The following is a 15071-nucleotide window of genomic DNA, read 5'->3' on the forward strand; positions in this document are numbered from 1 at the left end:
AGCAACTATTTAACTATTAATGTAAACCTAATGAGAAAAACAGTACTTAGTCTCGGTATTTTTGCTGCTTTTTTGGCAAATGCCCAGTCTATTAAAACAACCATTGACCTTGTTAATGTAAAAGATGATAAAGTAGCCGTTACCATGGAATTCCCGAAAATGAAATCCGGGGATGTTAAATTTCATTTCCCCAAAACGGTTCCGGGTACTTATTCTGTAGATGACTACGGAAGATTCATCGAAGGAATTAAGTTTTATGACAACAAAGGGAAAGAGCTTACGTATACCAAAGTAAATGACAATACCTATTCATTGAAAAATGCCCAGGGCCTTTCCAAAATCTCTTATCTTGTCAATGATAGTTTTGATGAAGAAACGGATACCTCCAAACATAAAGCTGTATTTTCTCCGTCAGGGACCGATATTGAGGCAGGAAAAGTATATATGATCAATACCCACGGATTCATTGGATATATTGAGAATATGCAGGATGTTCCGTATCAGCTGATCGTTCAGAAACCAACCGATTTCTACGGAACCACAGCGTTGGTAGATCAGGATAAATCTGAATCTACAGATACCTATACCCTTGCCAATTATGCGAAGGTGACAGATTCTCCGCTTATGTATACAAAGCCGGATTATATCACTTTCAATGCCGGAGGGATGGATCTTGTTTTGGGCGTATATTCCCCGACAGGAAAATATAAAGCCGCTGATTTCAAAGACAATCTTGAAAAAATGGTTATTGCCCAGAAGAAATTCCTGGGAGATATGAATACGAATAAAAAGTATGCAATCATGCTTTATCTTTCCGGAGGTGATGGTCCGTCGGTAAAAGGTTTCGGAGCACTGGAGCATCATGAATCCACAAGCGTTGTACTTCCTGAAGCCATGCCTAAAGATGCAATCGACAACACCATTACTGATGTGGTTTCTCACGAGTTTTTCCATACGGTAAACCCTCTGAAAACCCATTCTGAAGAAATCCACTATTTTGACTACGCGGATCCTAAAATGTCACAGCACTTATGGATGTATGAAGGCGGAACAGAATACTTTGCCAATTTATTCCAGATCCAGGAAGGTTTGATCGACAAAAACCAGTTCCTGCAAAGAATTGGTGAGAAAATCGCCAACTCCAAAAGCTATGATGATACAATGCCATTTACGGTAATGAGTAAAAATGTATTGGTAGAGCCTTACAAAGATCAGTACAGAAATGTGTATGAGAAAGGAGCACTTTTAGCAATGTGTTTAGACATTGAGCTCAGAAAACTTTCCAACGGAGAAATGGGCTACCGTGATATGATCAGAAAACTGTCACAGAGATTTGGTGAAAACAAACCTTTCAAAGATGATAAGTTGATTGATGAACTGGTAACCGTAACAGGATACCCTCAGGTAAAAGAATTTTACAACAAATATATTGCAGGGAACCAGCCAACACCTTATGCACAATATCTGAGCATGGTAGGTGTAGATATTAAAAAACAGGAAAGCCAGCCTATTTTCTGGTTTATCAAAGATCCGAACCAGACAGGTTTTGATGACAAGACCAATGCTTTTGCTTTTGATGAACATTCTGCACTGTCTCCATTTGCAAAAAGTATTGGATTTAAAATCACTGACCAGGTGCTTGCCCTGGATGGAAGAACAGTAGACATTAAAAAAGTACAGGATTTTATCGGGTATACCCGAACCATTAAAGACGGACAGGAAGTTACCGTAACTATCCTGAGAGATAATGCAGGAAAGAAAGAGAAAATGACGCTGAAAGGAAAAGCAATACTGGATAAAATGACCATGGAAACCCCAATATTTAAAGCGAATCCTACTCCGGAAGAGCTGAAATTACAGACCCAGTGGCTCACTGGTAAAAAATAAGAGAAAAGCGGGGAAAAATTTCCCCGCTTTTTATTTTCTAAGGCTGATATTTATTCTTATTCTTTACCATTCAAACCTGACAGGTTTTGAAAACCTGTTAGGTTTCTGTTTACAAGTGATTTTCTGTTTACAACTCATTAAACCAGCATCACTCCTCTTTTCTGATCGTTATTCTAAAGGTACTTCCCTTTCCTATTTCCGTCTGGGAAATCTTAATATCTCCGTTGTGGTATTCATGAATAACTCTTCTGGCCAGCGACAATCCCAGTCCCCAGCCTCTTTTTTTGGTGGAATAGCCGGGATTAAAAGCATTTCGTGCCTGTTGTTTTGTCATTCCGCTTCCGTTATCTTTTACTTCAATTAAAATATTCTTATTTCTTTCAAAAACAGATATTGTAATAGCACCTTCTCCTTTCATCGCATCCACAGCATTTTTTACCAGGTTTTCAATTACCCAGCTTATCAGGATTTTATTGTGGGGCACCAAAACGGTATAAGTAGGAAGATTCAGAGTAAAATTGATTTTTCTGGAAATTCTGGTTTTTAAATAATCATAATTCTCCTGAATTGTTTTACTGAAATCCCTGTCGTTCAGTTCAGGAACGGATCCTATTTTTGAAAACCGTTCTGAGATGGTTCTCAACCTTTCAATATCTTTTTCAATCTCATGTACTCCTTCAGAATCCGGATTATCCAGCTTCATAATTTCTATCCATCCGATCATGGATGATAAAGGTGTTCCGATCTGATGGGCTGTTTCTTTTGCCAGACCTGCCCAAAGATACCCTTCGTCCGTCTTTTTAATGGTCCTGAAAAACCAGAAAGAAAAACCGAAATACAGCAGAATAAACAGACCTAAGATATAAGGTGAATACCTGAGATTATTAAGCAGGCGTGAGTTGTCATAATACACAAACTGGTTATTTCCATCCGGCACTTTAATCTCAATCGGGTCATAATTTTTCTCCATATTCCGGATCAGATCCTGCAGTTTTTCAGGGTTTTTGATTGTACTTTCAGGAATATTTCTGTAGTATCCGAGATCAAGAATCGGATTTTTATATTTATCTGTTACGATGAACGGAATTGTGTTATTGATGTTCAGGATATCCGGCAGCAGATCCAGAACATCCGTATCGGGAGTCTTCACTTCCTGCTGTATCCTTATCGCTTTGGAAAGCAGACTGATCCTTTTGATCTCCTCTTTTCTGAGAAAATTAATAAGCGATGTTGAAGCTACTATGATGGCAATTACCAAAGTAGTCATCACAACGAAAATGATCCAGTTATTCAGCCTGGTGAGGATAGATTTTCTCAAAGGTATTTATTTTAAAACATTCAGGATTTTCTGAAGCTCTGCATTTCCGCTTCCCTGATAGTTATTGATAATAATCGAAAATACATATTTTTTTCCATCCTTTGCGGTATGATACCCTGCAAAAGATTTGGTATCTCTCATGGTTCCGCTTTTCATCTTCATTCCATTATCCTGAACCGGAAATCCGTCATAATATGCTTCAAACCAGGATTGTTTTCTGGCATATAAAAGAGCCTGCACTTCTGCTTTTGCAGCTACATAATTTTGTGGAGAAAGTCCGCTTCCATCTGCAAAGTTGATCATATTTGGGTTGATTCCCTTTGACTTCCAGAATTCTTTCAGATAAGAAACTCCGCTTTTGAAGTTTGAATTTCCTTTTTTCTCTTTTCCTAAAGTTTTAATTAATGTTTCACCATACAGATTGATACTTTTTCTCAGAAACCAGTATACAATTTTATCCAGAGTCGGCGATTGGTAAGTGAGAATAATATTATTTTTCAGAGCTTCCAAAGCCTGTTTTCCATCAATTTCAAGCTGTGAATTTGTTACCGCTTTTCCTGAAAGCTCAATACCCGATTCCTTCAGCCATTGCTTTATTTCTGCTGCCAGCTGTAGCGGCGGATTAGGAGTAGAACCGGAAACCGTAACTGTTTTCCCTGACGGAAGCATCCCGTTAATCAGCGCAACATCAGAATGAGGAGCGGTAAAGATCAGGCTTTGATCTGAGCTTCCTCCTGTTTTCAGGTCATTCAGCCATTTCACTCCTTCTAAAGGATAAGAAAAGCTTTTAAAATCGGTTCCGTTAATATTAATATCAAACTGGTTTTCTTTCCAGTTGATTCCCCAAACACCGGCGCCATAATAATTTCCAAGATCATCCCACGGCCAGCCTCCCGGAATCGTCTGATGGTCAAAATAAGAATCATCAATGACGAGGTCACCCGATATTTTAGTTATCCCTGAATTTTTAATGGCATCTATCAGTTTCTTTTTAAAATTTTCTGGTTTATAGCCCTCATACCGCCAGCTTCCCAATGTAGGATCACCATTGGAACTGATAAACAAATTCCCGTTCAGCGTTCCTGCTGATATATTTCCGGAATAACTCGAAGTGGTGGTATAAGTGTAGTTTTTACCTAAAGTTTCCAGAGCGGCACCGGCAGTAAAAATCTTCTGTGTAGAAGCTGTAGAAAGGCCTTTGTTCCCCTGGTATTCGTAAATAAGATTGCCATTTTCATCCGAAACATAAAATGACAGGCCGGAAGAAATTGCTCCCGAAGAATCCATAAGATCCTTTGTAGCTTTGTCTAGTTTCTGGGCGATATTCTGTGCGGCAACGATCTGTACAGAAAGTGTGAGTACAGCAAGTGTTTTTTTCATTACATTGTTAATTTGGGTCTAAACAAATAGCATTCAAAAGTTCATTGCAATGGTATTAATGTTCCAAGGCATGAACCTTTTTTTCATGTCTAAATTCTAATCAAATATAGTTAAAATAAAAGCTTTTCATACTCCCTGAGATCATCTGAAGTGAAAAGAATCTGATGGCCAGGAGATTTATCAAATGAACGATCATGTCTGAAATATTTTTCATAATCATCTTCATCTATGAAAATATCCATCTGGCAGTCTTTAATATAGTCTGCTTTTTCTTCATACTCCTGAATAAAAAAACCGGATTCACTCCAGGGCTCATTATGACACCGCAGGCAATTCCTTTGATGAACAGCCTTATAACCGCATATTTCGCAATCCTGTAAGCCTTGAAATAATGCTGAAATTTCACCTCGTCTGTCTTCGGGAAAAAGCGAAAGCGGAATCGTTTTTAAAAGCAGATAGTAATTTGGCTCCTGCCATGAAAAATAAACTACTCCCTCCTCACTGGTATAAAGCCATAATCTCTGAAGGTCATATTCAACCTCAGCTTTAATGATATTTTTAATATTCAGAATGGTCTTACGGTCTCTCCTGATATTCTGCTTGTTATCGATTTCAATAACCGGCTGCTGCTCCAGGAAATGAGTAAGGCACAATGTGGTCTGCCATGAACCTATGGTTCTCATTTTACCTTCACTGCCACAGATTTCACAGGTTTTAACAGACAATTCTGAATATTTGTCTTTGATTTTTTTAAGTCTGTTATTAAGCGCTTCATCTTCAGAATAGGTATAGCATCTCAATCCGCCAAACTTTTCTTTTCCAAATACGTTATGCTTCGGATTCCAGCCAGCCATCGCAAATTCATACAGTAATTTCCGGATCAGTCCGTCCCATCCGGTGCTGTTCACCGAAAAATTAGTCAGGTTACGTTCTATGAAAAGGTTTATTTCTTTTTCGTTCATTAAAGTCTGCTTCCTGCTTCAATTTCGTAAGGTTCTTTTCCTTTTTCAAAAATCCTTGTCAGTTCACTTCCCTCAACGGTTATTGAATCTCCGGTTCTTCTGATCCAGTTTCCTTCTCTGAGCCCTACCACTTTGATGTCATTTTGGGTAAGAAATTCCCTGATGCGGGTTTCTCTGGTCTCTCCGTTATGCTTCAGATCCGGATTAGGATCCAGATAGTGCGGATTGATATTGAAAGGAACCAGCCCCATGCAATCAAAGCTTGGCGGATATACGATCGGCATATCATTCGTAGTTTTCATATTCTGACCTCCGATATTACTTCCCGCACTACAACCCAGATAAGCTTTTCCCCCTGAAACATTTTCTTTCAGAACAGACATCAGCCCTTCTTCATGTAATGTTTTAACCAGTAAAAAAGTATTTCCTCCTCCTGTAAAATAACCTTTTGCCTGGTTCAGCGCTTCTGCTTTATTTTCAAATTCGTGGAGACCTTTTACTTTTATATTGATGGTTTCAAAGAAAGAACTCGCTTTTGCAGTATAATCATCATGGGAAATACCTCCCGGGCGGGCAAAAGGAATAAACACGATTTCGTCAATACCTTTATACAATTGGATTAATTCTTCTTTCAGGTATTCCAGATATTCTCCACCAAAAAGGGTGGATGTTGAGGCTAATATGATATTCATATGACGAAATTATATAGTATTAATAAAAATGAAGGACAAAGATAACCTCAAAGATGAACGAATCAAAAATTAAATTAAAAAAAACATCAATCCCGTTAATATTTTCTAAAAAAACTTAAAGCCTCTAAAATTTAAGTTTTTGTGGAATTATTATTGAATTTTAGATTTTGACTTTAAAATATAAGATTATGAAAATGAGTAAAATTAATAGCCTATTCTTAGGTTTAATACTAGCAGGGAGTGTAAGTCTTGTAAATGCACAAACAACTCAACCGGAAACTACGGCCACAGCTAGCCAGTCAGCAAATCCAACTATTGAAGGACTTAAGAAGCAGGTTGAGGCCAATCCAAAAGATACAGAATCTTTAGCAAAATTAGCAGCAGCTTACCAGGATGCATCAGACTGGACGAATGCTATTGACACCTGGAAAAAAATCTCTGTATTATTACCGGACTGGGCTCCGTCTTATTACAGCCAGGCTTATGCCTATCAGTCTGCTAAAGATGATGCCAATGCAAAAATTGCTTATGAAAAGTATATTGCAACAGTAAAACCTGAAGAGGTAGAGCAAAATAAGAAAAACCTGGCATATGCCTATTTCTATCTTGCTTTCTCAGAACAGAAAACTTATCCAAATAAAGCTAAGGAGCATATTGCTAAATCAATTCAGTATGACCCGACCAACGAGGATGCTCTGAAACTTAGCAAAACATTAAATTCTTAGTAACATAAAAAATGCCGGAAAGTTTCCGGCATTTTTGTTATCACTAATGAATACTTAATTTATTCAATCTTCTTTCCAAAAAAATCGGTTTCGCCATGTAAGTGACGAATGATTTTCTCAATATTCCTCTGAATACTGGCTTCAGTTTTTAAATTATTGATATACCTTATCAGTTCATGCTTTCTTGAAGGAATCAGCTTTCCAAAGTTTTCCGTTGCCAGGCTGCTTTCTTTAATCGCCTTTTCCAGTTGAGGATGAATGGAAATACTTCTGTCAGAATCATCATACTCCAGTACGACTTCAATGATTTCTCCTATTCTTTTCGGAGAGTTTTTCAACATAATGAGGTTCACGTACAATCTCCATTCTCCCAGATATTTCATCAGGTTTTGTTTAAATTCCTTTCCGTTCACAGTTCCTTTTACCGGGATAGGGCTTTTATTTCTGCCTGATTTTTCAAAAATCGTGTTCAGTATTTCTTCCGGAACAAATACAAAAGGGTTAATTCCTATGATTTCCAATGTAGCGGTGAAACTCTTGTTTTCCATAATTCATAATTTAAAACGATCAGGCTGGACGCTAGAAGCAAAGTTAACTGTTTGATTTAAGATTAATAGAAAATTTTCTTTCCTATCTTCACTCTTTAAAACTCAAAATTCTCAAACTCTCAAACGCTCCCACTATATAACTCATATCCCGGACCCTGTAACTCAAAATTCATATCTCAGAACACAATTAATTCCCTATATTTGTATCAATAAATCTATTTATCAAAATGAAATTTTTTATTGACACAGCTAATTTAGAGCAAATTAAGGAAGCAAGAGATCTTGGAATTTTAGATGGTGTTACCACCAACCCTTCATTAATGGCAAAAGAAGGAATTCAGGGAGCTGAAGCCATCAAAAACCACTATAAAACAATCTGTGAGCTTGTAGACGGAGATATTTCTGCAGAAGTTCTTTCTACAACATACGAAGAAATGATCAAAGAAGGAGACGAATTAGCTGCTATTCACCCTAATATCGTTGTAAAAATTCCGATGATCAAAGACGGAATCAAAGCTTTAAAATATTTTTCTGACAAAGGAATCAAAACCAACTGTACATTGATCTTCTCTCCGGGGCAGGCTCTTTTGGCAGCAAAGGCAGGAGCTACTTATGTATCTCCGTTCCTTGGAAGACTGGATGATATTTCTACAGATGGTCTGAACCTTATCCAGGAAATCAGATTAATTTTCGATAACTATATGTACGAAACTGAAATCCTTGCAGCTTCTATCCGTCACTCAATGCACATCATCGACTGTGCTAAAATCGGAGCAGATGTTATTACATCTCCACTTCCTCCGATCTTAAGCTTATTGAAGCACCCGTTAACAGACAGCGGATTGGCTCAGTTTGTTGCAGATTCTCAGAAATTGGCATAATCACTGACTCTTAATTCAGATATAAAAATCCCGGAACGTTGTTCCGGGATTTTGTTTTTATGTCCAATCTTATTTCAGCAGATCCAGTTCCAGGATGTTGTTCTGCTTTTTAAGATCATTCTTCTTTTTTATTTCTTTAGCTTTTTGTGCTTTATCAATAGGAATCAATTTCCCGGATTCATCTATTTCCTGAATTTCAATTCCCTGAGCCACCATTTGTTTTTCACTTTTCATCGGATCTGCAAGATATTCTTTAAAGGCTTTCCGGTATTTGGCTTCCGTTATGGTAACCAGTGCATTAAACCTTTCTTTTTCTTTGGTACTCTTCCACTCATATCCGGCCGGAAGTTTTTTACTTCCTTTTAATTCATATGAATGGGTGCGGGAAGCATCTTCCATCTTTACAATCAATCCCGGAAGTCCTGAAAATTTATAAGGTCCGTCCTGGATGGGCAAATCTGCTGTAAACCACGCCGTCCATTTTCTGCCTGCGAAATTACAAACGGCTTTCTGAGCATTAAATGTTCCTATTTTTTCTTTTTCCGGAAGGATTTTCCACGCCTGTTTTCTTTCATCCTGCACCAAATATTCATCCGCAGATAAATTGTTAAAAAAGCTCACCGAATAATCAGGATAGCTTTTCTCTACACTATAAGGAATCTTGCCTTTAAATTTGATACCGGAAAAATTGACTTCTGTACTTCCAGCCTGTAACTGTTTTTCCATAGATGCAGTCATAAGCGAATCTGATTCAAAAACATCTTTACTGTAAAACTTGGATCCTTTGGAGACAACATCTAGAAACATTATTTCAGTTTCGGGTTTATCTTTGGCAGTAGAGTCAATACTGTATTTATATTCATAAATAAATCTCTGATTCTGGGCATTAGCTGCAAGAGCCAACAACATACTGAATGCAATAATTATTTTTTTCATGGATTATTAGTTGAAGTATTATTTAGTTTTCTTTTACAATTGATTTTACAACCCTACACGGATTTCCTACGGCCACTACATTATCAGGAATATTTTTTGTAACAACACTTCCTGCTCCTATTACTGAGTTATTTCCAATAGAAACACCCGGAAGTACAACTACATTTCCACCCAGCCATACATTATTCCCGACTTTTATTGGATGTGCATATTCCAGACCTTCATTCCTTTGCTGTGCATCCAGCGGATGACCTGCGGTATAGAAACTACAGTTGGGGCCGATAAACACGTTATCACCAAACTCTACTCTGGCACAATCCAAAATAACCAGGTTATGATTGGCATAGAAGTTTTTTCCTGCTTTTATATTATACCCGTAATCGCACCAGAAATTAGGTTCTATGCAGATATTTTCTGGTATACTGCCAATAATTCTTTTGAGTAATTGATATCTCTTTTCTGTGTCCGAATTTTTCAGGGCATTGTACTCCTGGCATAAATCCTTACAGGCAATACGCTCCTGAATCAGCTCTTCATCATAATTGGCATTATATAAAAGTCCGGCTGCACATTTTTCCTTTTCTGTCATAAGATATTAAGTTGGTGTTAACTATGGAAAGGTAAGAAATTTGTAACAATTATCTTAATTGATATTCATCACCTGCAACCTTATAAATAAAAAACAGAATAACATATATGCTATCCTGTTTATAGTAGAAAATATAATGATTTTTAGTTTACCAGATCCGGTTCAATCGGATTGTTATCTTTTTTAAGAGCTTCTTTAGTATTTTTTTCTATTTCCCTAAGTACCTGATTAGGATCTGAGATTTCTTTGCCGTCCCCGGTTCTAACCTTGAAACTGACTTTAGTATTGCCCTCTCCATTTTTCATCAGCATTTCCCTCATATTTTTGGCAGGATCATTTACATATGCTTTCCATACCTTTTTGAACTGATCTTTTGTTACTTCAAGCTCTTTTCCTCCTATTCCCAGTACTCTCACATGATCAGGAACCTGCATTTCCGATTCAGAAGCCGGAGCATTAACGGTTTTATTACCTATCATTGTCATAATATGGGATCCTGTGGTGTCTTCAATTTTGACAATAAGCCCGGGAAGTCCGTAGAAAACATAAGGTCCATCCTGAAAAGGAAGATCTGTCGTAAACCAGGCTATCCATTCTCTCCCTCCAAAGCTGGTAGTGGCTTTCTGCGCCTGATACTCCCCTACTTTTTGTTTCTCAGGTAGTATTTTCCATTCCGGTTTCTGGTCTTCTTTTATTTTATACTTATCTGTAGAAATACTTCTGAAAAGATAAGTTTTAAAATCAGGGTATTGTTTAGTTACTTTATAAGAAACCTGTCCCGGTTTTTCTCTTCTGTTGACACTGATGTTTCCGCCACCTGCTTTCAGCTGCTTTTCAAGTTCTGCCTTTCCAGTAGAATCTGCGACAAATTTATCACGGCTGTAATAGCTTGATCCGTTTTTATCGATATCGAGCATCATCATTTCTGTCTTCACATCTTCCTTATTATTGGAATCCGGAATAAACTTATATTCATAAAAAAATCTGTTAACCTGTGCACTGGCGAGCACTCCCAGAAACATAAAAAATAGAATTTTACTTTTCATAGTATATAATTAAAAAGGCTTTGCCAATCTGAAACCGACAAAGCCCGATGGAACTTTATTTCTTTGTTTCAATTCTTACTTCCCCCTGTTTAAAATCTCCTTTTTTCTGAGTATTAACATTGACTTTCGATATGTTGCCGGTATCTAATGAATTTACATCCTCCTTAGAAACTTCCCTCCCGTCAATATAATACTTGTATTTCACATCATCATTTCCGCTTATTCTGAAGTTTTTCACCCCATTCATGGCGATGTTTCCGTTACCATCTTTTTTGATAAAATCTGCGTTCATTACGATAACATCAGGTGAAGCGTTGGTCACTTTTATAAAGGTCCCGTCTTTAAAGCTGAATGATCTTTTTTCTGCTTCTGCACGAGCTCTTTCAACCTCTTTTCTGATTTTATCCCCATCTATTCGTATTCTTATATGTTCTTTGCGGATTCTATCTCCTTCAGCTCTTGCTTTTTCTCCCTCTGATCTTGCTTTTTCCCCTTCTAATCTGGCTCTAGCTCCTTCTGCTCTGGCACGATCACCTTCCAGAAAGGCTTTTTGTCCTTCTAGCCTCGCTCTGTCTCCTTCAATTCGTGCCTTCTCACCCTGGATTCTGGCTTTTTCACCTTCCTTCATTGCTCTTCTGGCTTCTTTCATCGCTTTACGGATTTCAGCCTTTTCTTTACCGCTCAGATCTTTGAAGTGAACAGTGTTATTATTTTTAAAATAAAATACTCTTGGAGCCTTCGGTGCTTTTGGAGTTCCCGGAGGAGTTCCCGGCGCATCCGGCGGTACAGGTGGGTCCGGAAAATCAACATCAATATCGAGGTTGGACAATTCCGGCAATTCTACTTTCATATGATCCAGGGCCAGCATTTTATTTTTCCATTCCGGAGATTTGAAATATTGATCAACCAGTCTTGATGTTTCATCTCCTATTTTCCCCATTTCTGAAGCAAGAAGATTAATTTCTTCTATTTTCTTATCAAAAGCTGACGTTTCAGGTTTCAACTTACTTAATTCTTTACTTTTTTGATTAAGTTCTTTTTGAAGTTCCGCTGATTTCGCTTTTAATTTAGGTAATTCCGGTATTGGATCTTTAACTTCTTCCTGCTGTATTTTTTCAGGTCTTACAGTGTCTTTCTTAATTTGTGAAACCGCTTTCTGAATGCTGATATTGGTTTCCTCAATTTCTCTGTTTTTCGCATTTACCAGGTAAGCAAAGGCTACTGAGAATAAAACCGGTAATGCAAAGATTCTTCGCGCATATCCGAACTTGGTTTTTGGTTTTTGTAACATCTTAAGTCTTTTTTTAAGGTTTGAACTTAGAAACGGACTGGCAGCAGGCAACTGTGTTCCGGAAAAGTGGCTTGCTAAAAGCATCTGCGCAAATGCTTTGGTGTCCGATTGTTTTACGGCTTTTTTATCAGCCAGGTATTCGTGGATAAGATTAATTTCTTTTTTGATGATATGAAAGAACGGATTGAACCAGAAAACAGAAGTTATAATCTCGATAAAAATCTTATCAAAAGAGTGTTTCTGCTCAATATGTACCATCTCATGCTTTAAAATCTGTTTTCCAATATCAGAATGCAGGGTAATAGCATTCTTCCAGAAAAGATTTTTAAAGTAGGAAAACGGGGCTTCATTAAGATCTGTACGGTAAAAATTGATCCCGTCAAAGCTTTCTTTCTGAAACTGTTTTTTAAACTGCTGGATTTTAAAAATCCCATAGATAAGCTTCCCTAGAAAATAGAGAGAAACCAGTCCCAGAGCTGAAAAAGTAAGGTTAAAATAAAGGTTACCATTGTCTATAGTTTTTTCTGTATTAAAATTCTGTATCCTGTCAAGAAGCATATACATATCACTATTTACCTCGATCGTAAAATCATCTACCTTTATAAGTGGTAATAACAGCGAGATCAAAATCGCCGCCAACAGATAAAATCTGTTATAATGATGGAATGTCTTGTCCTTTAAAGACAACTGGTAGTACAAAAACGTTACACCCGAACATAAAATAATTTTTCCAAAGTATAAAAGTATTGCTTCCATAGGTATTAGTCTTTCTTTTTGAGTTCATCCAATAGCATTTCAAGGTCTTCCACCGTCATTTCATTTTTTTCTACCAGAAATGAAACGGCACTTTTGTAAGAACCTTTAAAATAATTTTTCACAAGGCTTTTCATGGTTTTCCCGGAATACTGTTCTTTTGAAACAAGCGGAAAATACTCATGCTGTCTCCCATGTACACGATAGTCTACAAACTCTTTGTCCTTCAATACTTTTAAAATAGTAGAGACTGTATTGGTGTGCGGCTTTGGCTCCGGAAAAAGATCAAGAACATCTTTAAGAAATCCTTTTTCTATTTTCCATAAATACTGCATTACCTGTTCTTCTGCTTTTGTTAAAGTCTGAATTTTCATATCCTGTTCATTTATCAATTATTGATATAAAACCGTTTAATTCTATATCACTAAGAAATTAGTTATACAAATGTAGAAATAAAATTGAATCAAACAACTATTTTTTTAGTGATAAATAAATAAAAATAATAACTGACTGTAAATCAAGCAAATAAAAATAGTTAAAATATATTAATTTTTTAACGGAGTGAAAAATATACCTCCTTAATTCATATAAAAAGAAGCATTTAAAGGATAAATTCTTAAAACTTGTTAATTTTTATTAAATAAAATTAAAATGAATTTGTTTTAACCGGGAAATTATATTTATTTTAGTGCTTTAAAAATTTCTCATGAAAAGATATAATTTATTGATTGTACTATTACTGCTTATTTTTAACATTACTACAGCACAAAAAAAGGGTTCTCCTGCTGCCGACCTTAGCATACTAAAAGATACTAAATCAAAAATCGAAGCTACCGTTCCATTGGTTATTCAACATCTTCAGACGATTGCGACCAAAGAGGGAGATCAGAATATTGTGAACAACGGAAAGATTACCTTAGGTAAAGAATATGCTATTGTAGAATCTGAATGGTTCTTATATAGAAATAATATGAAAAACTGCATCCTGAATAACTCTTCTAAAAAAGCTAAAAAATGCATGGAATACCATAACAATATGTTTAGAGGTACCATGATCAACTATAATAATTACATTACTAACCTAACAAGAAAGAACGGATATTTAGGCGTAGATGGTGATACCAAATTTGATTTTAAGCCAGCTGATATCGCTACAAAACTGAGTGAAGCTTATTTCAATGCCAATGAAGCTGCGGGAAGAATGAAGGCTGACCAGAAAAGAGATTTTCTGGGACAGACAATGTCTGATGACAACAAGCTTACCCCTTACGCCCAGCTGGCTCAATAATATCTGAAGTCACATAAAAATAAAAAATAGAACTGCAATTGCGGTTCTATTTTTTTTAAAAGCAAAAAATCTCTACCGGAAAAGTAGTTTTGTGGTACTAATCATAAAACCCTTGGGGAAAAAGTAGAAAATTAGGCAGAGATTTTTTTGCATACACTCTACAGATCAACTGTCCTACCCATGATCTGTAAGAGCTTTACAAAAATAGGTCTACGTCCTCTATTGGCAGAACAATACCTGTAGAATTAAACGTTCAACATTGTAGAAGTAATACTACTTTCCCTGTTTCCACCAGTGGTAGTAATTGTGCATGTCGTCATGCTCAAATCCGCAACGCGGGTATAATGCGTTTCCGATATTATTGGTCTTTTCTGTTTCAAGCATCAATCCGCATGCTCCTGTTTCTTCACACCATTGCTTACTACGATCTATTAATGCTACAGAAATTCCTTTTCCTCTGTAATCAGGATGAACAAACAGATCGCTTAGTAACCATTGCTTTTGCAGTTTTGTATAATGGAATAACTTATAAAGCTGTACAAATCCTACCGCTTTTCTATCTGCTATTGCAAGAAAAATATCCGACTCACTGTTTAAAAACCGTTCCTTGAGAAAAGCTTTTCCTTTTTCAACATCGGATTCCTGTCTGTAAAAAACCCGGTAAAGATTGAACAATTCAGCCGTTTCATCAAGATCCTCAAGACCTGCCTTTTTAATAGTGTAATTCATTGTTATTTATATTTTTTATTACATGGCAAAAGTAGCCTTAAACAGG

At 36.7% G+C, this 15071-nt stretch carries 15 protein-coding genes; 4 read left to right on the forward strand and 11 right to left on the reverse strand.

Annotation, left to right across the window (positions count from 1 at the left end; genetic code table 11):
- The first annotated feature begins 30 nt into the window (after nt 1–30).
- Nucleotides 31–1887 carry a M61 family metallopeptidase gene (locus EL165_RS05045; RefSeq protein WP_002978991.1) on the forward strand — a complete coding sequence of 619 codons (1857 nt, stop codon included), beginning with the start codon at nt 31–33 and terminating at the stop codon, nt 1885–1887.
- A 148-nt stretch (nt 1888–2035) separates the two neighbouring features.
- Here EL165_RS05045 and EL165_RS05050 read toward each other — a convergent pair whose 3' ends face one another.
- The 4 genes from EL165_RS05050 to pepE form a co-directional block, all read right to left on the reverse strand.
- Nucleotides 2036–3205, reverse strand: a complete 1170-nt coding sequence (locus tag EL165_RS05050; RefSeq protein WP_002978988.1) for a sensor histidine kinase — start codon at nt 3203–3205, stop codon at nt 2036–2038.
- 6 nt (nt 3206–3211) lie between these two features.
- Nucleotides 3212–4585 carry a D-alanyl-D-alanine carboxypeptidase/D-alanyl-D-alanine endopeptidase gene (gene dacB, locus EL165_RS05055; protein WP_002978986.1) on the reverse strand — a complete coding sequence of 458 codons (1374 nt, stop codon included), beginning with the start codon at nt 4583–4585 and terminating at the stop codon, nt 3212–3214.
- A 110-nt stretch (nt 4586–4695) separates the two neighbouring features.
- Nucleotides 4696–5547: a hypothetical protein gene (locus EL165_RS05060; protein WP_002978984.1), complete on the reverse strand. Its 852-nt coding sequence runs from the start codon at nt 5545–5547 to the stop codon at nt 4696–4698.
- Entirely contained in the window at nt 5547–6239 is a 693-nt protein-coding gene (gene pepE / locus EL165_RS05065) for a dipeptidase PepE (protein WP_002978982.1), read from the reverse strand. Before pepE ends, EL165_RS05060 begins: the two co-directional genes overlap by 1 nt.
- 194 nt (nt 6240–6433) lie before the next feature.
- Here pepE and EL165_RS05070 point away from each other — a divergent pair, with 194 nt between their 5' ends.
- Nucleotides 6434–6964 carry a hypothetical protein gene (locus EL165_RS05070; protein WP_228370521.1) on the forward strand — a complete coding sequence of 177 codons (531 nt, stop codon included), beginning with the start codon at nt 6434–6436 and terminating at the stop codon, nt 6962–6964.
- Between the two features lie 59 nt (nt 6965–7023).
- Here EL165_RS05070 and EL165_RS05075 read toward each other — a convergent pair whose 3' ends face one another.
- A complete protein-coding gene (locus EL165_RS05075) occupies nt 7024–7512 on the reverse strand; it encodes a YdeI/OmpD-associated family protein (RefSeq protein ID WP_002978977.1) in 489 nt (162 codons plus the stop codon).
- 227 nt (nt 7513–7739) lie between these two features.
- On the opposite strand from EL165_RS05075, the gene fsa reads away from it, so the two are divergent.
- Nucleotides 7740–8393, forward strand: a complete 654-nt coding sequence (gene fsa / locus EL165_RS05080; RefSeq protein ID WP_002978975.1) for a fructose-6-phosphate aldolase — start codon at nt 7740–7742, stop codon at nt 8391–8393.
- Nucleotides 8394–8462: 69 nt separating this feature from the next.
- Here fsa and EL165_RS05085 read toward each other — a convergent pair whose 3' ends face one another.
- The 5 genes from EL165_RS05085 to EL165_RS05105 form a co-directional block, all read right to left on the reverse strand.
- Nucleotides 8463–9329, reverse strand: coding sequence for a GLPGLI family protein (locus tag EL165_RS05085; RefSeq protein ID WP_002978973.1), 867 nt, complete (start codon nt 9327–9329; stop codon nt 8463–8465).
- Nucleotides 9330–9351: 22 nt separating this feature from the next.
- Complete coding sequence (locus EL165_RS05090; protein WP_002978972.1) at nt 9352–9918, reverse strand: sugar O-acetyltransferase; 567 nt, start codon at nt 9916–9918, stop codon at nt 9352–9354.
- Between the two features lie 143 nt (nt 9919–10061).
- Entirely contained in the window at nt 10062–10964 is a 903-nt protein-coding gene (locus EL165_RS05095; RefSeq protein ID WP_002978970.1) for a GLPGLI family protein, read from the reverse strand.
- A gap of 55 nt (nt 10965–11019) precedes the next feature.
- Entirely contained in the window at nt 11020–13011 is a 1992-nt protein-coding gene (locus tag EL165_RS05100; RefSeq protein ID WP_002978968.1) for a M56 family metallopeptidase, read from the reverse strand.
- Nucleotides 13012–13016: 5 nt separating this feature from the next.
- Nucleotides 13017–13382: a BlaI/MecI/CopY family transcriptional regulator gene (locus EL165_RS05105; protein ID WP_041461463.1), complete on the reverse strand. Its 366-nt coding sequence runs from the start codon at nt 13380–13382 to the stop codon at nt 13017–13019.
- A gap of 332 nt (nt 13383–13714) precedes the next feature.
- Between EL165_RS05105 and EL165_RS05110 the strand changes: the two genes are divergently transcribed.
- Complete coding sequence (locus EL165_RS05110) at nt 13715–14296, forward strand: hypothetical protein (protein WP_002978963.1); 582 nt, start codon at nt 13715–13717, stop codon at nt 14294–14296.
- A gap of 273 nt (nt 14297–14569) precedes the next feature.
- Here EL165_RS05110 and EL165_RS05115 read toward each other — a convergent pair whose 3' ends face one another.
- Nucleotides 14570–15025 (reverse strand): GNAT family N-acetyltransferase, encoded by a 456-nt coding sequence (locus tag EL165_RS05115; protein WP_002978961.1) that lies wholly within the window; start codon nt 15023–15025, stop codon nt 14570–14572.
- Nucleotides 15026–15071: the final 46 nt, after the last annotated feature.

The organism is Chryseobacterium gleum (assembly GCF_900636535.1).
GTDB lineage: Bacteria > Bacteroidota > Bacteroidia > Flavobacteriales > Weeksellaceae > Chryseobacterium > Chryseobacterium gleum.